Annotated in this window: 16 protein-coding genes; 10 read left to right on the top strand and 6 right to left on the bottom strand. The window is 75.8% G+C overall.

The window, feature by feature from the left end; translation table 11 throughout:
- The first annotated feature begins 61 nt into the window (after positions 1–61).
- From J2X49_RS05665 to J2X49_RS05655, 3 genes are all read left to right on the top strand, one after another.
- On the top strand, positions 62–3,040 hold the full coding sequence (locus tag J2X49_RS05665; RefSeq protein WP_310123575.1) for an AAA family ATPase: 2,979 nt from the start codon (positions 62–64) through the stop codon (positions 3,038–3,040).
- 92 nt (positions 3,041–3,132) lie between these two features.
- Complete coding sequence (locus tag J2X49_RS05660; RefSeq protein WP_310123573.1) at positions 3,133–3,345, top strand: hypothetical protein; 213 nt, start codon at positions 3,133–3,135, stop codon at positions 3,343–3,345.
- A 110-nt stretch (positions 3,346–3,455) separates the two neighbouring features.
- On the top strand, positions 3,456–3,965 hold the full coding sequence (locus J2X49_RS05655) for a 2'-5' RNA ligase family protein (RefSeq protein ID WP_310123570.1): 510 nt from the start codon (positions 3,456–3,458) through the stop codon (positions 3,963–3,965).
- A 48-nt stretch (positions 3,966–4,013) separates the two neighbouring features.
- Here the strand turns inward: J2X49_RS05655 and J2X49_RS05650 are convergent, their stop codons facing one another.
- Both J2X49_RS05650 and dcd read right to left on the bottom strand, forming a co-directional pair.
- A complete protein-coding gene (locus tag J2X49_RS05650; RefSeq protein ID WP_310123567.1) occupies positions 4,014–4,916 on the bottom strand; it encodes a hypothetical protein in 903 nt (300 codons plus the stop codon).
- Positions 4,917–4,926: 10 nt separating this feature from the next.
- Positions 4,927–5,520 carry a dCTP deaminase gene (gene dcd, locus J2X49_RS05645; RefSeq protein ID WP_310123563.1) on the bottom strand — a complete coding sequence of 198 codons (594 nt, stop codon included), beginning with the start codon at positions 5,518–5,520 and terminating at the stop codon, positions 4,927–4,929.
- Between the two features lie 90 nt (positions 5,521–5,610).
- Between dcd and J2X49_RS05640 the strand changes: the two genes are divergently transcribed.
- Positions 5,611–6,042 carry a hypothetical protein gene (locus tag J2X49_RS05640; protein WP_310123560.1) on the top strand — a complete coding sequence of 144 codons (432 nt, stop codon included), beginning with the start codon at positions 5,611–5,613 and terminating at the stop codon, positions 6,040–6,042.
- A gap of 37 nt (positions 6,043–6,079) precedes the next feature.
- Here J2X49_RS05640 and J2X49_RS05635 read toward each other — a convergent pair whose 3' ends face one another.
- Both J2X49_RS05635 and J2X49_RS05630 read right to left on the bottom strand, forming a co-directional pair.
- A complete protein-coding gene (locus J2X49_RS05635; RefSeq protein ID WP_310123557.1) occupies positions 6,080–6,925 on the bottom strand; it encodes a DUF1206 domain-containing protein in 846 nt (281 codons plus the stop codon).
- Positions 6,926–6,931: 6 nt separating this feature from the next.
- Complete coding sequence (locus J2X49_RS05630; protein WP_310123554.1) at positions 6,932–7,777, bottom strand: DUF1206 domain-containing protein; 846 nt, start codon at positions 7,775–7,777, stop codon at positions 6,932–6,934.
- 95 nt (positions 7,778–7,872) lie between these two features.
- Here J2X49_RS05630 and J2X49_RS05625 point away from each other — a divergent pair, with 95 nt between their 5' ends.
- From J2X49_RS05625 to J2X49_RS05615, 3 genes are read left to right on the top strand one after another with little or no spacing between them, the layout of a single operon-like run.
- On the top strand, positions 7,873–10,500 hold the full coding sequence (locus J2X49_RS05625) for a DUF4062 domain-containing protein (protein ID WP_310123551.1): 2,628 nt from the start codon (positions 7,873–7,875) through the stop codon (positions 10,498–10,500).
- Positions 10,497–13,118, top strand: a complete 2,622-nt coding sequence (locus J2X49_RS05620; RefSeq protein WP_310123548.1) for a DUF4062 domain-containing protein — start codon at positions 10,497–10,499, stop codon at positions 13,116–13,118. Before J2X49_RS05625 ends, J2X49_RS05620 begins: the two co-directional genes overlap by 4 nt.
- A gap of 49 nt (positions 13,119–13,167) precedes the next feature.
- Positions 13,168–13,824 carry an alpha/beta fold hydrolase gene (locus tag J2X49_RS05615; protein WP_310123545.1) on the top strand — a complete coding sequence of 219 codons (657 nt, stop codon included), beginning with the start codon at positions 13,168–13,170 and terminating at the stop codon, positions 13,822–13,824.
- 28 nt (positions 13,825–13,852) lie between these two features.
- Here J2X49_RS05615 and J2X49_RS05610 read toward each other — a convergent pair whose 3' ends face one another.
- Together J2X49_RS05610 and J2X49_RS05605 are read right to left on the bottom strand one after the other, a co-directional pair.
- Positions 13,853–14,251 carry a hypothetical protein gene (locus J2X49_RS05610; RefSeq protein ID WP_310123542.1) on the bottom strand — a complete coding sequence of 133 codons (399 nt, stop codon included), beginning with the start codon at positions 14,249–14,251 and terminating at the stop codon, positions 13,853–13,855.
- Between the two features lie 77 nt (positions 14,252–14,328).
- A complete protein-coding gene (locus J2X49_RS05605) occupies positions 14,329–15,438 on the bottom strand; it encodes a YbdK family carboxylate-amine ligase (RefSeq protein WP_310123539.1) in 1,110 nt (369 codons plus the stop codon).
- Between the two features lie 113 nt (positions 15,439–15,551).
- Here J2X49_RS05605 and J2X49_RS05600 point away from each other — a divergent pair, with 113 nt between their 5' ends.
- The 3 genes from J2X49_RS05600 (at position 15,552) to J2X49_RS05590 (ending at position 20,475) form a co-directional block, all read left to right on the top strand.
- A complete protein-coding gene (locus J2X49_RS05600) occupies positions 15,552–16,580 on the top strand; it encodes a Ku protein (RefSeq protein WP_310123536.1) in 1,029 nt (342 codons plus the stop codon).
- Position 16,581: 1 nt separating this feature from the next.
- On the top strand, positions 16,582–19,062 hold the full coding sequence (locus J2X49_RS05595) for an ATP-dependent DNA ligase (protein ID WP_310123533.1): 2,481 nt from the start codon (positions 16,582–16,584) through the stop codon (positions 19,060–19,062).
- A gap of 255 nt (positions 19,063–19,317) precedes the next feature.
- Entirely contained in the window at positions 19,318–20,475 is a 1,158-nt protein-coding gene (locus J2X49_RS05590; RefSeq protein ID WP_310123530.1) for an acyl-CoA dehydrogenase family protein, read from the top strand.
- The last annotated feature ends 24 nt before the right edge of the window (positions 20,476–20,499 follow it).

The following is a 20,499-nucleotide window of genomic DNA, read 5'->3' as shown; positions in this document are numbered from 1 at the left end:
GGCCGCCGGACTCAGGAGGTCGACAGCGGCCCCCGAGGATCTGCTTCACCGGGGCGGAGCGGTGGGACGCTGGACCATGCTGTCGCCGGCGACGAGCGCGACCGCGGTCGGACGCGGCCGCGAGCTGGCGGCGCTCCGGCAGGCGATGGCGGCGAGCCTCGATGGCACACCCCACGGGGTCGTGATCGCGGGCGAGGCGGGCATCGGCAAGTCGCGGCTGCTCGCCGACTTCGCGGCCGGGCTCGACGACGTCGTGATCGCCCGCGGCCAGTGCGTCGCGCTCGGCTCGCTGCCGGCGCCCTTCGCGCCGCTGCGGGGCGTGCTGCGCGACCTCGTCGTGACGTTCGGCGCCGACGCGCTGCTCGCCGCTGACGGCCCGATCGGCCGGCTGCTGCCGGCGGTGCTGCCCGAGCTCGCCGAGGGGGCCGCGCCCGAGATCAGCCAGGAGCAGCTGCACGACGCGGTGAGCCTGCTGCTCGAGCACCTCTCGGCGACCGCTCCGCTCGCAGTCGTCGTCGAGGACGTGCACTGGGCCGACCTGCCGACCCTCGACCTGCTGCGCAACCTGCTGCACACGCTCCGCCGCGGCCGCGTGCTCGTCGTGCTCAGCTACCGCACCGACGACATCGATCGCGCCGGGCCGCTGCCGGCGTTCCTCGTCGAGGTCGACCGCGCGCGCCGGGTCGCCCGCATCGAGCTCTCGCGCCTCACCCCGGCCGAGATCGCCGAGCAGGCCCGGCTCATCCGCGGCGAAGCCCTCGACCCCGACGCGCTCGCGGCGCTCGTCGAGCGCAGCGACGGCATCCCCTTCTACGTCGAGGAGCTGCTCGGCCTCGGCCCCGACCGCGGACCTCCCATGCCCGCGACGCTCCGCGACGTCGTGCTCGCCCGCTACGCGCGGCTGCGCGCGGCGACGCAGGGGCTGCTGCGCACGCTCGCCGCGGGCGGCATGCGCGTCGAGCACGACCTGCTCGAGCAGGTGCACCGCGGCGACCCTGAGCGGCTCGACGCGGCGATGCGCGAGGCGATCGCGGCGCACGTGCTCACCGCCGACGGCACCGCCTACCGCTTCCGGCACGCGCTCGCCCACGAGGCGGTGCACGACGAGCTGCTGCCGGGCGAGCGCCGCCGCATCCACGCCCGCTACGCCGAGGCGCTCGAGCACACCGGCGGCGCCGGCCGCGCCGCCGAGGTCGCGCACCACTGGCTCGAGGCGCACGAGCCGCGCCGCGCGCTCGCCCCGCTCATCGCCGCGTCGCGCGAGGCGCAGGCGGCGGGCGCGCCCATGAGCGCCGCGACCCTCGGCGAGCGCGCCCTCGCGCTGTGGCCGGCGGTGCCCGATGCGGCCGAGCGCGCCGGCTGCGCCCGCTGGCAGCTGTTCCTCGCGGTGGGCTCCGCCTACGACGAGGCCGGCGACGCGAGGGCCGTGACGATGCTCGACGAGGCGCTCGCCGAGGTGCCCGCCGACGACCGCCACGGACGCGCCCTGCTGCTGCACGAGTCGATGATCGTGCGCCACTCGAGCGGGCTCCCCGGCGGGCTCGACCTCTGCCGGCAGGCACTCGCGCTGCTGCCGGAGGACGACGACGAGGAGGGCCGCGCGATCCGGGTGCGGGTGCTCTGCGGGCTCGGCATCACCGAGGCGCTGCACCGCGAGCCCGGCGCACGGGCGACGCTCGAGCGCGCGGCGGCCGACGCCCGAGCGTTGCTCGCCACCACCCGCGACCCGGCGATCGCCGCGAAGGCTCGCTTCGAGCTCGCGCGCGCACTCACCAACCTCAGCAGCGTGCGCGCGCTCACCGGCGAGGTCGAGGAGAGCCTCGCCGGCATGGCCGAGGCGCTCGCCCTCTCGGGCGCCGATCCGAGCGCGCGATTGCGCCACGACGAGCAGCTCGCCATGCTGCTGCACCAGCTGGGCCGCTACGACGAGGCGCACGACCTCGCGATCGGCGGCCACGAGTTCTCGCGCACCGTCGGCATGGAGCGGGGGTGGGGATGCGCCGTGGCGCTCATCGGTGCCGGCGCCGCCGTCGCGGTCGGCGCGCTGGGCGAGGCCGAGGCGATCCTCGGCCGCGTGCGGGCCGCGCGGCCCGAGCCCGCGATCGAGGCGTTCAGCGCGGCAATCGACGTCGAGCTGCGACTGCTGCGCGACGACCTCGCCGGCGCGGCCGCCGCGCACCGGCAGGCGCAGGACGCGATCGACGACGCGCGCGCGAACGACGCCGACGACGACCTCGCCTTCGCGCGGCTCGCGGCGGAGCTCGCGCTCGCCGACGGCGACGCGGCCGCGGCGTGGGCCGAGGTCGAGCACCTCTGGACGGGCCCGCCGCTGCGGCCTGGCCCCGCCTTCGCGCTCATCGCGACGGGCGGCGTCGTGCTCGACGAGCTGCGCCGCACTGCCGCTCCCCCGCCGGGCGGCATCCACGAGTCGGCGGCAGCACGCCTGCGCGCCGCGCTCGAAGCGGTCGCGGTGTGGCCGATCGCCGACGACTGGCGCGCGATCCTCGAGGCCGCGCTCGCCGGCGACGACGCCGAGGCCTGGCGCGACGCCGCGCATCGCGCCGCCCTGCCCGTGCGGCTGCGCACGCATGCGCTGCACCGGCTCGCCGACGCGCACCTCGCGGCCGGCGACCGCGCTGCCGCATCCGCGGCGCTCGTCGAGCTCGCGGCGCTCGCCGAGCGCTGCGACCTGCGCCGCGCGGCGCGCCTCGCCGACGACCTCGCCACCCGGGCCGGCCTCGAGCGCCGGCGCAGCGCATCCGCCCCCGACGCCGCGCTCGACCCGCAGCACGGCCTCACGCGCCGCGAGCTGCAGGTGCTCGAGCTCGTCGCGCACGGCCTCACGAACCGGCAGATCGGCGAGCGGCTGTTCATCAGCGTCAAGACCGCGAGCGTGCACGTGTCGGCGATCCTGCGCAAGCTCGGCGCCCGCACCCGCAGCGAGGCCGCGGCGCGCGCCGCGCAGCTGCTGGGGGCGGCTCCGCGCGCGGGCGCCTCGGGCTCGGCCGCCGCCGCGGCCTCGGCCGCGCGCCGAAGATAGGGCATCTGCACGATCCGGTCGGACCGCCTTAGCGAGCAGTGTCGTGCTCGAGCCCGTCGCAGCCGCACGGGCCCGACGCAGGAGCGACGACCATGGGACAGCTCGACATCCACCTCGCACAATCGGTCGCGGCCGAGCGCACGCTGCAGGCGCGGCGCCTCGCCGAGCACCGCATGGAGATGCAGGAGCGCGCCGAGCTCGCGCCCAAGCACCGCGAGATCGTCATGACGCGCATCGCCGCGCGCACGCACACGACCGGGCTCGCCCTGCGCCTGCACCTCATCCACGCGCCGACGATGCGCTGATCCCCGCGCCCCACCGACGCGAGGCGCACCGGGAGCATCGACCGCCCCGGTGCGCCTCGCCATGCGCCGGGTCCGCGCCGCGCACAGCGCGGCTCGGGCAGGCTGTCGGCATGGAGGCGCGGATGTCGAGCGTCGAGCTGCTGCTCGACGAGGCTGCCGAGGCGCGCGTGCGCGACGAGTGGCACGCGCTCGCGGACGCGGGCCTGTCGAGCCTCGCCCGGCACGACGCGCCGAGCAACCGCCCGCACATCACCCTGCTCGCGCGGCCCGGCCTGCCCGCGCGCCTGCCGCTCGCGCGCCTGCCGCTGCCGCTGCCGCTCGTGCTGGGCGAGCCGATGCTGCTCGGCGTCGGCGAGCGCCGGGTGCTCGCCCGCGCGATCGTGCCGAGCGCCGCCCTGCTCGCGCTGCAGTCGGCGGTCGTCGAGGCGGCGGGTCCTGCGGACGACGTCGCGCACTTCCGCGCCGGCCGCTGGGCGCCGCACGTGACGCTCGCGCGCCGGCTGCGGCTCGCCGACGTGCCGACGGCCCTCGCGCTGCTCGGCGAGCCGATCGACGCGCGCGCCGTCGGCATGCGTCACTGGGATCCCGCGAGCGGGACCCTCACGCCGCTCGGCGGCTGAACCGCCGCCGGCGACGGCGCGGCAGCCTGAGCGCCCGCGACGCGAGCGTCAGACGAGCGGATCCTCGGGGCGCGTCCGCTCGGCCTCGAGCGGCGGATGCGCGAGCACGCGCCCGACGAGGTGCGCACTGCCGCCGACGAAGGTCACGTCGAGGTCGAGGTCGGTGGCGACCATCCATGCCGGCGCGCCGTGCGGCTCGGCCGGCCAGACAGCGTTCGGCGTGCGGCCGCGGTCGACCCAGTCGCCCTCCCTCCAGCCGAGCCCCGCCGTCTCGACCCACGCCGGGTCGGCGAAGGCGGCGAGCCGGCCGCGCAGCAGCACGTGCCCGCGGCCCTGCCGCTCGCGCGGCAGGCCGAGCAGGCGCTGCTGCTCCATCGCGGCGCGCACGGCGGGGTCGATCGCCGCCCAGGCCAGCTCGCGATGCGCCGCCTCCGCCTCGCGGTGGCGGCGCAAGCGCTCGGAGGACGCGAGCGACGGGTCGATGGGCCAGAAGGTGCTGGTGCTCGAGGGGTCGAGCCCGCTCCCCTCCCAGACGGCGACGAGCACCTCGGCGTCGCCGTGCTCGTCGAGCAGCAGCTCGGTCAGCGTCGTGAGGGTCGGCAGCGGGATGTCGCCGAGCTCCGGCGAGCCGACCCAGGAGCCGCCGCCGAGATCGATCTGGTCCTCGCCGAAGCGAGCGAGCCACGACGTCCAGGGCTGCGGCGCGGCGAGGCGATCGTTGATCAGCGACCGAGCCTCGCGCCAGGTGATCTCGCGCGTCTCATGCACCTGGCACCCATGCGCATCCGTCCGGTCGGTCGCCACGGACAGCATCGCCGGGTGCAGGACGCGCGCGTACGCCTCGAACACCGGCGGCATGGTGCCGGCGACGGTGCTGTCGAGCGGGTGCAGCGCCGCCTGCAGCCACCGCCCGACCTCGATGTCGTGCTCGACGCGCAGCGGCCCGGCCACCGGCGCCGCCTCAGTCGCCGGTGGGCGCGTCGATCACCGTGCGGTGGAACGACTGGAACGAGCGCGACGCCGTCGGCCCGCGCTGCCCCTGGTAGCGGTTGAGGTTGCCGCCCTGCCCGTAGGGCGTCTCGGAGGGCGAGCTGAGCTGGAAGTAGCAGACCTGCCCGATCTTCATGCCCGGCCAGAGCTTGATCGGCAGCGTCGAGACGTTCGACAGCTCGAGCGTCACGTGCCCCGAGAAGCCCGGGTCGATGAAGCCGGCGGTCGAGTGCGTCAGCAGCCCGAGGCGCCCGAGCGACGACTTGCCCTCGAGCCGCGCCGCGACGTCGGCCGGCAGCGTGACCCGCTCGTAGGTGGCGCCGAGCACGAACTCGCCCGGGTGCAGGATGAACGCCTCGTCGGCGCCCACCTCGACGAGCCGCGTGAGGTCGGGCTGATCCTCGGCCGGATCGATGAACGGGTACTTGTGGTTGTCGAACAGCCGGAAGCCGCGGTCGAGCCGCACGTCGACGCTCGACGGCTGCACCATCGCCAGGTCGAGCGGCTCGAGGCCGAGGTCGCCCGACGCGAGCCGGGCGCGGATGTCGCGATCGCTGAGCAGCACGACGCCGAGGGTATCGCTCGCGCGTTCCTGAGCGGATGCGCGGGTGCGGTTCACAGCAGACAGGAGGACGATGGAAGCCAGGAGGTCGCCATGGCCGTGCACCGCAATCGCAGGCTCGAGGACTGGGTCGAGCTCGCGGCCGCCGCCGTCGAGCGCGCGCGGCGCTCGCTCGGCGACGAGGAGGTCGCCCGCCGCGTCGAGGCGGGCGTCTCGGACGAGGACTACGAGACGACCGTGCGCGTGCTGCGCACGATGGGCCGCGACCTGCAGGCGAGCGGCACCGACCTCACCGCGCTCGACGCGCGGCTGCGCGGGCACGGCGAGCACTCCCCCCACGTGCCCGAGGCGCCGGAGGACGCCGGCGAGGGCTCCGAGTGGGGGCTCGAGCGCGGGCCGCAGCCGACGCTCGACGAGCTGCCGCCCCACGAGCGCGGGTCGATGCCGCCGATGGAGGTCGCGAAGCGGCTCGCGCGGCTGCGCAACCCGATCCTGCCCCACCCGCGTCGCGGTCGCGCCAAGTAGCGGTCCCGGGCCCGCAGCGCACGGCCGACGCCTGCCGTCAGCGCGCCCAGATGCCGCGGCCGAACAGGTAGACGCCGTAGACGATGAGGCCCACCGCGATCGCGACGAGCGCGATCACGCCTCCCGGCACGGTCGTCAGCGACTGCAGGGCGCCGTCGAGGCCGCCCGCCTCCTGCGGGTCGTCGCGCACCGCGGCGAAGACGAAGAGCACGCCGACGATGAGCACCGCGATGCCCTTCGCGACGAAGCCCGGGGCTCCGAGCACCTCGACGACGCGGCGGAAGCGGCGCGGCGGGGCGACGTCCTCGAAGAACTTCCGGCGCACGCCGCGCACCACGAAGGCGACGCCGACGCCCGCGATCACGAGCCCGGCGGCGCCGATCAGCCAGGGCCCGACTGGGCCGGCGAGCACCGCGGCCGAGAAGTCCTCGGTGGTCTGCTCGCCGTCGATCCTGCCGCCGAGCGCGAACACGAGCGCCGTGGCCCCCACCACGGCGTGGCCGATGCCGCGGCCGGCGGCCCGGAACGCGTCGCGGCGGTTGCGGCGCGACTCGGCCACCGCCACGACGAAGGCGTGCAGCGCGAGCCCGACGAGCGCGAGGCCGACGACCCACAGCGCGAGCCCGCCGATCACTGTCTGCTGGAGCGCGGCCATCGCCCCCGACTGGTCGGCCGCGCCGCCGGCGCCGGCGGCGACGCCGAGCGCGATGCCGCCGATGATCATGTGCACGATGCCGTTGGCCGACTGGCCGACCGCCTCCACCCAGGAGGTGGCGCGGTGCTCCTCGGCCTGCGCGGCCGCCCGCTGGGCCTTGCGCGCGGCACGGCCCGCCGCATCCGCCGCCTCCGAGAGCGCCGCGCGGGAGCGCTCCCCGTCAGCCACGGGCGCTCAGCGCGACCAGGCGCCGCGGGCGAAGCAGTAGATGCCGTAGAGCATCAGGCCCACGGCGATGCCGACGAGCGCGACGACGCCGCCGGGCACCGTGGTGAGCGACTGCAGCGCCCCGTCGAGGCCGCCGGTCTCCTCGGGATCGTCCTGCAGCGCGGCGACGACGAACAGCGCGCCCACGACCACGACGGCGACGCCCTTCGCGACGTAGCCGGCCGTGCCGAGGCGCTCGACGAGCCGTCGCCAGCGGGCCGGGGGCGCGACGTCCTCGAGGAACTTCTTGCGCACGCCCTTGACGACGAAGTAGGCGCCGACGCCGACGATCGCGAGCCCGATCGCTCCGACGAGCACGAGCCCGAACGGGTTCGCCATGAGGTCGGCCGAGAGCGACTCGGTGCTCTCCTCGCTGTCGGAGCTGCCGCCCATCGCGTAGACGAGGGCGGTGGCGCCGATGGCGGCGTACGCGACGGCGCGGCCCGCCGACTTCGCGGCGTCCTTCCAGTCGCGGCGCGATGCGGCGAGCGCGCTCACCGCGGAGTGCAGCGCGAGGCCCATGAGGGCGATGCCGACAGCCCACAGCCCCACGGCGCCGAGCGGCGTCTGCTCGATCGCCTGCATCGCACCCGACTGGTCGGCCGAGCCGGCGTCGCCGAACGCGACGCCGAGCGCGATCGCGCCGATGATGAAGTGCACGATGCCGTTGGCGACCTGTCCGGCGCCCTCGACCCATCCCGCCGCGCGGTGGTCCTCGGCCTTCGCCGCGACGCCCTTCGCCTTGCCGGCGGCGCGGGCAGCCGCATCCACCGCATCCGACGCGATCTCGCGCGCCCCTGCACCATCGACCATGGTGCAACGGTAGAGCACCGCAGCCCATGCTCAGCGCCCGAGCATGATTCGGCAACACTGTTGCCGTGCGGGACGCCGCACGCGAGGATGTGGCCATGACCGGCCGCCCCCGGCCCGTGATCCGCACGCCCGATCAGCGGATCCGGGTGTTCGTCAGCTCGACCCTGCGCGAGCTCGCCGACGAGCGCCGTGCGGTGCGCGCCGCGATCGAGCGCATGCGCCTGGCCCCCGTCATGTTCGAGCTCGGCGCCCGCCCGCACCCGCCGCGCGCGCTCTACCGCTCCTACCTCGCGCAGAGCGACGTCTTCGTCGGCATCTACGGCGACAGCTACGGCTGGGTGGCGCCCGAGGAGTCGATCTCGGGGCTCGAGGACGAGTACCGGCTCGCGCCGCCCGAGATGCCGAAGCTCATCTACGTGCGCGCGGCCGGGCAGCGCGACCCGCGGCTCGCCGAGCTCATCGCGCGCATCCAGGCCGACGACACCGCCGCGTACCTGCCGTTCGAGACGGCCGAGCAGCTCGAGGAGCAGGTCTCGAGCGACCTCGCCACGCTGCTGGCCGAGCGCTTCGACGAGTCGCGCATGCCCGCCGACGACGGCGGGCCGGAGGAGATCCCGCCCACGCCCGCCTCGCGCATCCCCGTGCCGTACACGACCACCATCGGGCGGGAGCGGGAGATCGCCGAGGTGCGGGCGCTGCTCGAGCGCCGCGGCGATCGGCTCATCAGCCTCGTCGGCCCCGGCGGCATCGGCAAGAGCCGGCTCGCGATCGAGATCGCGCAGGCGAGCGCCGACCTCTTCCCGGACGGCCGCTACTTCCTGCCGCTCGAGGGCGTCTTCGAGCCCGGGCTGCTGCTGCCGACGATCGCGTACGTGCTCGGCATCCGCGACAACGGCGAGGCGGCGCTCGAGGAGCGCATCGCGCGCGCCCTCGCGGGCCGGCGCACGCTGCTCGTGCTCGACAACTTCGAGCAGATCGTCGAGGCCGCGCCGCTGCTCGTGCGCCTGTTCGACGTCGCCCCCGACGCCGCGTTCCTCGTCACCAGCCGCACGGTGCTGCGCATCCGCGGCGAGCGCGTCTACGAGGTGGGCGCGCTGCCGGTGCCCGACGAGGCCGCGCGGGGCGGGGAGCGGGCGATGCGCTCGGCCGCCGTCGCGCTCTTCGTCGACCGCGCGCAGGCGGTGAAGCCCGGCTTCGCGCTGACCGACGAGAACGCCGCGGCCGTCGCCGACATCTGCCGCGCGCTCGACGGCATGCCGCTCGCGATCGAGCTCGCCGCGGCCAAGATGCGCGTGCTCACGCCGCAGGCGATCGCGCAGCGGCTCGAGCAGAGCCTGCCGCTGCTGACCGCCGCCGCCCGCGACGTGCCCGAGCGCCACCGCACGATGCGCGCGGCGATCGAGTGGAGCGTGAGCCTGCTGCCCGACGAGCAGCGGGCGCTGCTCGAGGACCTCGGCGTCTTCGCCCGCCAGTTCTCGCTCGAGGCGGTCGAGGCGCTCGGCGCCGGCCGCGCGTGGGATGGGCAGGCGCTCGACGGCATCGCCGCCCTCGTCGACGGCTCGCTCGTGAAGCAGACGGAGATCGGCGGGCGCCCGGTGCTGTCGCTGCTCGCGGTCGTGCGCGAGTACGCGCTCGGGCGGCTGCGGGAGCACGGCGAGGCCGGCCGGATGCGCGCGGCCCACGCCGACCACTACAGCGCCCTCGTCGCGCGCGTCGCGCCGGGCCTGCGCGGCGCGGGGCAGGGCGACGCGGTCGTCGAGCTCGGGATGGAGCTACCCAACCTGCGCGCGGCCGTGCGGCACCTCGTGCACATCGGGCGGCTCGACGACGCCGGCGACTTCGCCTGGCGGCTGCTCGTCTACTGGTGGATCGCCGGCTTCTTCGGCGAGGTGCGGGTGTGGATGCTCGAGCTGCTCGGCAAGGACCAGCCGATCACGCCGCACACGCGTGCCGTCGCCTGGTTCTTCGCCCTCTGGAGCGAGCTGTGGCAGCGGCCGACGGAGGAGGTCGTCGCCGGCCTCGGCGAGTGCGTGCGGCTCTTCGGCGAGAGCGGCGACCGCGACGCCGCCGCGATGGCGACCGCCGCGCGCGCGACCGCGCGGCTGCAGCTGCCGCTGCCCGACCTCGCCACCGCCGAGCGCGAGCTCGCCGAGGCGGTCGAGGAGCTGCACGAGCTGGGCAACGCATGGGCCGAGGCCATCACCGAGGTCTCGCGCGGCAGGCTCGCGTGGCTGCACGGCCGCACCGACGACGCGCAGGCGCGCTTCGACCGCGCCACCGAGGTCGCCGAGGCGAGCGGCGACCTCTTCACCCTCTCGGTCGCCGGCAACCACCAGGCACGGCTGCAGCTCGTGCGCGGCGAGGTCGACGCCGCCGAGGCCGGCTGCGTGCGCACGCTGCTCGTCTCCATCCGCCTGCACTTCGAGGAGGGCATCGCCTACGGGCTCGAGGGGCTCTGCGCCGTCGCGGCCGCGCGCGGCGACGGCGAGCGGGCGGGGATGCTCGCGGCGGCGGCCGATGCGATCCGGCAGCGCATCGGCGTGTTCGACGCGGAGGCGTTCACCGTGCACACGCCGCAGCTCGACGCCATGCGGGAGGCCGACCCGGCTGCGGTCGCGGCGGGCGAGCGGCGCGGCGCCGAGCTGACGGTGGCCGAGGCGATCGCGATCGCCCTGCCCGACGAGGAGCGCGACCGCATCGCGCCGGCCCTGGCGCAGTGGTGACCGGCGCGCCCGGCCGCGGCAGCGGCATCCGCACCCCCGACCAGCGGCTGCGCGTCTTCGTCTCGTCGACGCTGCGCGAGCTCGAGCCCGAGCGCCGCGCCGTCCGCGCCGCGATCGAGCGGCTGCAGCTCGCGCCGGTGATGTTCGAGCTCGGCGCCCGCCCCCACCCGCCGCGCGACCTCTACCGCGCCTACCTCGAGCAGAGCGACGTCTTCGTCGGCATCTACGGCGAGCGCTACGGCTGGGTCGCGCCCGGCGAGGAGGTCTCTGGCCTCGAGGACGAGTACCGCCTCGCACCGCCGGCGATGCCGCGGCTCATCTACCTGCGCGACGACCCCGAGCGGGAGCCGCGGCTCGCCGCGCTCATCGCCCGCATCGAGCGCGACGACACCGCCTCCTACAAGGCCTTCTCGACCCCCGACGACCTCGCGTCGCTCGTCGCCGCCGACCTCGCGACGCTGCTGGCGGAGCGGTTCGACGCGTCGCGCGCCGGCCCGGCGCCCGCGGCGACCTCCGTCGACCTGCTCGCCGCGCGCATCCCCTCCCCCTACACGCGGCTCATCGGCCGCGAGCGCGAACTCGCCGACGTGCTCGCGCTGCTCGACGACCGCAGCAACCGGCTCGTGACGCTGCTCGGCCCCGGCGGCATCGGCAAGAGCCGGCTCGCGATCGCGGTCGCGCAGGCCGCCGGCGACCGCTTCCCCGACGGCATGGCGTTCGTGGCGCTCGAGAACGTGCTGGAGCCCGAGCTGCTGCTGCCGACGATCGGCGCCGCGATCGGCGTGCGCGACACCGGCGAGCAGCCGCTCGAGCAGCGCCTCGCGATCGCGCTCGAGGGCAGGCGGATGCTCATCGTGCTCGACAACTTCGAGCAGCTGCTCGCGGCCGCACCGATCCTCGTGCGCCTCTTCACCGTCGCGCCCGACGCATCCTTCCTCGTCACGAGCCGCGCGCTGCTGCGGGTGCGCGGCGAGCGCGCGTTCGAGGTGCCGCCGCTCGCGACCCACGACCCGGCCTCCCCCGACTCGATCGTGCGCGCGAGCACGTCGCCCGCCGTCGAGCTGCTCATCGAGCGCGCCCACGCCGTCAAGCCCGACTTCGAGGCGACGCCCGCCACGATCGGCGCGATCGTCGGCATCTGCCGGGTGCTCGAGGGCCTGCCGCTCGCGATCGAGCTCGCGGCAGCCCGCATCCGCGTGCTCACGCCGGCGGCGATGCTGCAGCGGCTCGACCGGCAGCTGCCGCTGCTCGTCGACGCGTCGCGCGACCTGCCGCCGCGGCAGCGCACGCTGCGCTCGACGATCGAGTGGTCGACGGGGCTGCTCGCCGAGCCGGAGCGGCGCATGCTGCGCGACCTGTCGGTCTGCTCGCCCGGCTTCTCGCTCGAGTCGATCGAGGCGCTCGCCGAGGCGCGCGGCTGGGACGTCGACGTCTACGCCGCGCTCGAGACGCTCGTCGACAGCTCGCTGCTCGAGCAGGACGACGTCGACGGCCAGGCGGTCTTCTCGATGCTCGCGACGGTGCGCGAGCACGGCGTCGAGCAGCTGCAGGCGGCGGGCGAGGAGGACGCCGCGCGCGACGCGCACGCAGCCGTCTACGCGGCGCTCGCCCGGCGCGAGGGCCGCGGCCTGGGGTTCAGCGACCAGATGGATGCGGTGGGCAGGCTCAACCTGGAGCGCGGCAACCTGCGCACGGCCGTGCGCCACCTGACGCGGGCGGGCGATGCCGAGACCGCCGCCGACGTCGCGTGGCGGCTCTTCCTCTACTGGTGGATGGGCGCGCACCTGACCGAGGTGGCGCACTGGATGGAGGAGGCGGTGGCGAGCGCGGCCCGGCCGCTGCCGCCGCGCACCCGGGCGATCGCGGCCTTCTTCGTCGGCTGGCGCGACATGTGGGCGGCACCCTCCCACGACATCCCGACCTCCCTGCTCGCCGCCGCCGACGCGTTCGAGGGCGAGGGGGATGCGCTGGGAGCAGCCATGTGCATCGCCACCGCCGGCTTCGCCGAGATCACCACCGCCGACCACGACCTGCCGCGCGCGAGCGTCTGGCTCGAGGAGGGCGCGCGGCGCTTCCGCGCCCTGGGCGCCGGCTGGGGCGAGAGCCTCGCGCTCGTCGCGCTCGCCCGCATCGACGCGCTCGCGGGCGACCTGGCGTCGGCCACCGAGCGCTCGAGCCGCGCGATCGCGGCGGCGGCCGGCAGCGGCGACCGGTTCGCGGCGACGGTGGCGATGCACCACCTCGCGCGCATGCACCTGTTCGGCGGCCGCATCGAGGAGGCCGAGCAGCTGCTGCTCACGGCCACCGCCGACTCGGTGGCGCTGCGGCACGAGGAGGGCATCGCGTACGGGCTCGAGGGGCTCGCCGCGATCGCGGCGCTCCGCGACGACGAGGAGCGCGCCGGGGTGCTGGCGGGGGCGGCGGCGGCGATCCGGCGGCGCACCGCCGTCTTCGACGCGCCCGAGTTCGTCTTCCACACCCGCTACCTCGACGAGCTGGCCGAGCGGGGCGACGCCGCGCGCCTGCGCGCCGGGGAGGAGCGCGGCCGCGACTACGGCGCGATCGAGGCCGCCGAGTACGCGCTCACCGGGCGGCTGCGCCCGGTCGACGCGGCCTGAGGGGCGCTCGGCCGCGTCGGCTAGCGTGGCCCGCGAGCGAAGGAGCACCATGGCGATCGAGACGACCGACGACACCGCGACCCGCTGGCACGGCGCGGAGGGCGACCCCGTGGTCGCGCTCGCGCACGACTGGAACGGACGCCTGCCCTGGATCGACGACTTCGGCGCGCGGCTGGCCGACGAGGGCTTCCGCGTCGCGGTGCTCGACCTCTACGACGGATGGTCGACCACCGACGACGACGAGGCCGACGCGCTGCTGCGCGAGCGGCGCGCCGACCTGCCCGGCGCCCTGCACATCGTCAGCGAGGCGATCGGCGAGGCGAGGGCGCTGGGCAGCGAGCGGGCCGCGATCGTGGGCTTCTCGATGGGCGCGGGCATCGCGCTCGCCTACGCCGCGCAGGGCTCGATCGACGCGGTCGTCGCCTACTACGGCGCCGCCGCGCACAGCACGGCGACGGGTCCCCGCGTGCCGGCGCTCTTCCAGCTCGCCGAGCACGACGACTGGAGCGGCCGCGAGGCGCCCGAGGCGTACCGCGAGCGGCTCGAGGCGGAGGGCTTCGACGACGTCGAGATCCGCCACTACGCGGGCGCGGTGCACGGGTTCCAGAACGCGCAGGTGCCGGAGCGCTACGACGCGGATGCGTCGGCCGCGGCCTGGACGTCGACGGTCGCGTTCCTGCGCGAGCACCTGCGGCCCGCGGGGTGACGCGGCCCCTCGGCGCGCTGCGCGCCGGTCATGCCGCCGCTCGCGCGACCGACGGGCGCGCCGCCCGCACGATGCGCACGGCGTAGACCACGCCGCCCGCGATCGCGACGAGCACCGCCGCGCGGTACACCCACACCCCCGCGGCCGCGCCACCGCCGAGCGGGTTGCCGACCGAGCCGTCGACCTCGGCGGGCGGCGGCACGAGGGCCAGTGCCGCGAGGAGCAGCACGCCGAGCGCGAGCGCCACGACGATCGGGATCCACAGCAGCCGCGGCACCGGCTCGCCCGAGAGCACGCGGGCGAGCGCGAGCAGCGCGACGGCGGCGAGCAGCGCGAGGCCGCCCTCGAGCGGGTCGATGAGGCCGAGCACGAGCAGCGGCAGCGCGAGCACGCCGAGCACCACCGCGACGATCCGCCGAGTCCGCATGCCGGCCTCCCTCCGCCCGTCCGCGCCGGACGGCCCTCGGGTGCAGGATGGCACCGCCTCGCGGCCCGCGGAAGCCCTCAGCCGGCGAAGCTCGTCCGCAGCAGCCGCTCGAGCGCCGGCAGCCCCTCCGCGAGCGCCGCGCGCTGCCGCGCGGCGCCGTTGCCGGCGGCTCGCGTGCGCTCCAGCAACGACTCGACCCGGCCCCGGTCCCCGGCCGCGTCGAGCGCGGGCGAGGCGGCCTCGAGCATCCGCTCGATCACGTCCCAGGCGGGGGCGACGGATGCGGTGGTCGGGTCGACGAGGCCCGCGTCGAGGCCGTGCCGGGCCGCGTGCCACACCGCGGCGTCGAGGTGCTCGGCGTGGGCGGCGGCCGGGTCGTGCGGCAGCGCCCCGGCGGCGGCCGTCTCGACGAGCGCGCGCGCGAGCAGCGCCGCCGCGATCGTGTCGTCGGCGCTCAGCTGCGCGTCGAACACGCGCAGCTCGACCGTCGGGTAGCGCTCGGCGAGCCGCATCATCCAGGCGATCGCGCCGCTGTCGAGGGTCGTGCCGAGCCCGACGAGCGCCGCGATCCGGCGCTCGTAGTCGGCGGCGTCGGCGAAGTCGGGCGGCACCGATGCGGTCGTGAAGCGGCGGCCGACGAGCGTGCGCCAGCTCGCGAAGCCGGTGTCGCGGCCGGCGAAGCACGGCGAGTTGGCGGTGAGGGCGATGAGCGGCGCGAGCCACGGCCGCAGCGCGCGCATGATCAGCACGCCCTCCTCGCGGGAGGCGATGCCCACGTGCACGTGCAGCCCTTGGATGCTGTGGTCGGGGCGCACGGCGCCGAGCTCCGCCACGAAGCGCTCGTACCGCTCCCCCTCGGCGACGCTCGAGACGCCCGGACCGTGCGGGGTGCCGATGCTCGCGGCGATGAGGCCGCGCCGCCCGGCGGCGCCGGCCAGCACGCGCCGCCACTCGCGCACCACCCGGTCGGCCGCCGCCGCGTCGTCGAGCACCGGCGACGAGAACTCGAGCTGTGCGCGCAGGAACTCGTGCCCGACCCAGCCGTACGACGCATCCAGGTCGGCGATCTCCTCGATCACCGCATCGGCCACGTCGACCGGCGCGAGCGTGCCCGGCTCGAGCAGCACGACCTCCTCCTCGACGCCGAAGGTGCGGGGCGTGCGCCGGTGCGGCAGCAGGACCGTCATGCCCCGGATCATGCCGCACGCGCCTGCGCGCCGCCAGGACGACCGCCGCCGGCGCCGCGAACCTGGGAAACGGGCCCCTGGCGCCTCCCAGCCCCGTGGGCGACAGTGTCTGCATGCGCGCGATCTGGAAGGGCTCCATCACCTTCGGCCTGGTGAACGTGCCCGTGAAGCTGTACTCGGCGACCGAGGAGCACGACCTGCAGCTCCATCAGGTGCACGACGCCGACGGCGGCCGCATCCGGTACGAGCGCAAGTGCGAGGTGTGCGGCAAGAAGGTCGCCTACGAGCACATCGACAAGGCCTACGACGACGGCGAGCAGACCGTCGTGCTCACCGACGACGACTTCGCCGCGCTGCCCGCGGAGCGCAGCCGCGAGATCGAGGTGCTCGAGTTCGTGCCCAACGAGCAGATCGACCCGATCCTGCTCGACCGCAGCTACTACCTCGAGCCCGACTCGAAGAGCCCGAAGGCCTACGTGCTGCTGCGGCAGGTGCTCGAGGACACCGAGCGCACCGCGATCGTGCGCATGGCGCTGCGGCAGCGCACGCGCCTCGCCACGATGCGGGTGCGCGACGACGTGCTGCTCGTGCAGACGATGCGCTGGGCCGACGAGGTGCGGGCGGCCGAGTTCGCGAGCCTCGACGCCGACGTCACGGTCGGCAAGCGCGAGCTCGACCTCGCGAAGTCGATCGTGCGCGAGCTCGAGGCCGACTTCGACCTCGACAGCCACGTCGACGAGTACCAGGAGCAGCTGCGCACGCTCGTCGAGGCCAAGCTCGAGCAGGGCGACGCGCTCGACACGGCCGCGACCTTCGGCGAGACCGACGACGAGGAGGGCGGCGAGGTCATCGACCTGCTCGAGGCGCTGCAGCGCTCGGTCGAGAAGAAGAAGGCGGGCTCGGATGCCTCGGGCGGCGCCGCGTCGTCGTCGGAGGCGGATGCGGGGTCGGGCTCCTCCGCGCGGAAGCCGGCCGCGAAGGCGCCGGCGAAGCGCGCCGCGGCGAAGTCGGGCTCGTCGTCGACAGCGACGAAGGAGCCCGCGGCGAAGGCACCGGCCGCGAAGAAGCCCGCGGCGAAGGCGGGTGCGGCCAAGACGGCGGCGGCGAAGAAGCCGGCCGCGAGCAAGCGGAAGTCCGCCTGACGTGGCGGCGGCCGACCGGATCGTCGTCGGCGGCCGGAGCCTGCGCTTCTCGAGCCCCGACAAGGTCATGTACCCGGCCACGGGGACGACCAAGCGCGACGTGCTCGAGTACGTGCTGCGCGCATCCGACGTGCTCATCGCGCACGCGGGCGGGCGCCCCGTCACGCGCAAGCGCTGGACGGAGGGCGTCGGCACCGAGCGCAAGCCCGGGCAGGTCTTCTTCCAGAAGACGCTCGAGCGGGGCGCGCCCGACTGGGTGCAGACCGTCGAGCTGCAGCACTCGACCGGGCCGAAGCAGTACCCGGTGCTGTCCGAGCCGGCCGTGCTCGCGTGGATGGCGCAGATGGGCGCGCTCGAGCTGCACGTGCCGCAGTGGCGCATGCTCGACGGCGAGCGGCACGGTGATGATCCCCCTCGGCCCGACCGGCTCGTGCTCGACCTCGACCCGGGGCCGGGCGCCGACCTCGACGACTGCGCGCAGGTGGCGCTGTGGGTGCGCGAGCTGCTCGAGGACGTCGGCCTCCACCCGATGCCCCTCACGAGCGGCTCGAAGGGCATCCACCTCTACGCCCGGCTCGACGGCACCGTCACGAGCGAGCAGGCGAGCGAGGTGGCGCACACGCTCGCGCGATCGCTCGAGGCGATGCACCCCGAGCTCATCGTGAGCGACATGAAGAAGTCGCTGCGCGAGGGCAAGGTGCTGCTCGACTGGAGCCAGAACTCCGGCTCGAAGACCACCGTCGCGCCCTACTCGCTGCGCGGGCGGCTGCGGCCCACCGTCGCCGCGCCCCGCACGTGGGCCGAGGTCGAGGCGGGCGGGCTCGAGCAGCTCGAGTACGACGAGGTGCTCGCCCGGCTCGAGCGCGACGGCGACCTCATCGCCGCCCTCGACCCACCGCCCGACCGGCTCGCGAAGTACCGCGGCATGCGCTCGGCGCACCGCACGCCGGAGCCCGTGCCCGCCGAGCCGCCCGCGCCGACCGACGGGCGCTCGTTCGTCATCCAGAAGCACCGCGCGAGCCGGCTGCACTACGACTTCCGGCTCGAGCAGGACGGCGTGCTCGTGTCGTGGGCGGTCCCGAAGGGGCTGCCGTCGACGCCGAAGCAGAACCGCCTCGGCGTGCAGACCGAGGACCACCCCCTCGAGTACGGCTCGTTCGAGGGCACGATCCCGAAGGGCGAGTACGGCGCCGGCGTCGTCGAGATCTGGGACGCGGGCACGTACGATCTCGAGAAGTGGCGCGACGACGAGGTCATCGCGACCCTCCACGGGCGGCCCGACGGCGGCCTCGGCGGCGACCCGTACCGGTTCGCGCTCATCCGCGCCGACGCCGACAAGCGGCAGTGGCTCGTGCACCGCATGAAGGAGCAGGACGCCGAGCGCGACGCACGGCTGAAGGGCTACGCGCCGTCGAAGGCGTCGGCGGCGCGGGCGGCGCGGGGCGGCGAGGACGACGATTCGCCGGCGGCCCCCGCTGCCGCGCCGAAGCGGCGGCTCGGCGCGAAGGCCGACCGCTCGCGAGGCAGGGCCGACCGGCCGACCGACCTGCGGCCGATGCTCGCGACGCAGTCGGAGCCATCCGCGATCGACGACGAGCGCGAGTGGTCGTTCGAGGTGAAGTGGGACGGCTGGCGGGTGCTCGTCGACCGGCGGGGCTCCACGGTGCGACTGCTGAGCCGCAACGGTCGCGACCTGTCTGGCGCGTTCCCCGAGCTCGTCGAGGCGGTGCCGGCCTCGATCGAGGCGGATGCGGTGCTCGACGGCGAGGTGGTGATGCTGAAGCGCGGCGCGGCCGACTTCGCGGCGCTGCAGGAGCGCGGCGGGCTCTCGGGGCGGCAGGCCGCGCGCGCCGCGAAGGCGACGCCGGCCACGCTCATCCTGTTCGACCTGCTCGAGGTCGACGGCGAGCGGCTCGTCGACGAGCGGCTCGACGAGCGCCAGTCGCGGCTCGACGGGCTCGTGCACGAGAGCCGCCGCGTCAAGATCTCGAAGCCGCTGCGCGGCCGGCTCGAGCGCATCCTCGAGGCGACCGCCGAGCGCGGGCTCGAGGGCATCATGGCCAAGCGCCACGACAGCCGCTACAAGCCGGGGCGGCGCAGCGACGACTGGCGCAAGCTCAAGCACCAGCAGTCGCAGGAGGTCGTCGTCGTCGGCTGGCTCGAGGGCAACGGCTCGCTCGCCGGCACGGTCGGCTCGCTCGTGCTCGCGCTGCCCGGCGAGGGCGGGCGGATGCGCTACGCCGGCCGGGTGGGCACGGGCTTCTCAGGCAAGGATCGCGACCGGCTGCGCGACGAGCTGCGGCCGCGACGCACGGTCCCCGCGATCGACGGGGTGCCGAGCGACGTCGCGCGCAAGGCGAACTGGGTGCGCGCGGCCGTCGGCGAGGTCGAGCACACCGAGCAGACAGCGTCCGGCGCGCTCCGGCACCCCGTCTGGCGCGGCCTCCGCCCCGACAAGGCCCTCGCCGACCTGAACCCGTAGCCCCGCCCTCTCCGCCGGTCGAGCCGAGGGCCCTCCGGCCGTCGAGTCGAGACCACCCGCGCCCCCCGCGCCCTCCGCCGGTCGAGCCGACGGCCCTCCGGGCCGTCGAGTCGAGACCACCCGCGCCCCGGCGCACAACGCAAGCCCGCCCGCCCGATCTCCCCGCGCATCCGCCGCCGCCCCCGCACGCGCCGCGGAAGCCGCCTCCCCGGCTTGCGTTGTGCGCGCACGCCCGCGGCGCGGCAGACTGCCGCCATGACGACCGACCTCCTCGACCTCGAGTCGCTGCTCACCGACGAGGAGCGCGCCGTGCGCGCCCGGGTGCGCGCGCTCGTCGACCGCGAGATCCGCCCCCACATCGCCGACTGGTTCGAGCGCGCCGTGTTCCCGCGCGAGCTCGTGCCGGCGCTCGCCGCCGAGGGGCTGCTCGGCATGCACCTCACCGGCTACGGCTGCGCGGGCCGCAGCGCCGTCGAGTACGGCATCGCGATGCAGGAGCTCGAGGCCGGCGACAGCGGCATCCGCACGTTCGTCTCGGCGCAGGGCTCGCTCGCGATGACCGCGATCGCGAAGCACGGCTCCGAGGAGCAGCGCCAGGAGTGGCTCCCTCGCATGGCCGCGGGCGAGGCGATCGGCTGCTTCGCGCTCACCGAGCCGGATGCCGGCAGCGACCCCGCCTCGATGCGCACCGTCGCGCGCCGCGACGGCGACGACTGGGTGCTCGACGGCGCGAAGCGGTGGATCGGGCTCGCCTCCATCGCCGACCTCGCGGTCGTGTGGGCGCAGACCGACGAGGGGGTGCGCGGGTTCCTCGTCGAGACGTCGTCGCCGGGCTTCACCGCGATGCCGATCGAGCCGAAGCTCTCGATGCGCGCCTCGATCCAGTGCGACATCGCCCTCGACGGGGTGCGGGTGCCCGAGTCGATGCGGCTGCCGGATGCGCGCGGCTTGCGGGCGCCGTTCGAGTGCCTGGGCGAGGCGCGGTTCGGGATCGCCTGGGGAGCGCTCGGCGCGGGACGGGACGCGCTCGAGGGCGCGCTCGCCTACGCCGGCGCGCGCGAGGTCTTCGGGCGCCCGCTCGCCGGCATGCAGCTGACGCAGGCGCGCCTGGCCGAGATGGCGCTCGCGCTCCAGCAGGCGCAGCTGCTCGCGCTGCACCTCGGGCGGCGGAAGGACGCGGGCCTGCTGCGCCCGCACGAGATCTCGATGGGGAAGCTCGCCTCGGTGCGGGCCGCGATCGACGTGTGCCGCGAGGCGCGGGCGCTGCTCGGCGGCAACGGCGTGACGCTCGAGCACTCTGCGATGCGGCATGCGGCGAACCTCGAGAGCGTGCGCACGTACGAGGGCACCGACGAGGTGCACACGCTCGTCATCGGGCAGGCGCTGACGGGGCTGAGCGCGTTCCGGGGCTGAGGTCACGCAGCAGCAGCGCTCGTC

Origin of the sequence: Agrococcus sp. BE272, from assembly GCF_031457935.1 — a bacterium.
Lineage (GTDB): Bacteria > Actinomycetota > Actinomycetes > Actinomycetales > Microbacteriaceae > Agrococcus > Agrococcus sediminis.
Note: the sequence above shows the minus strand (reverse complement) of the source record. Positions and strands in the feature narration are given on the sequence as shown.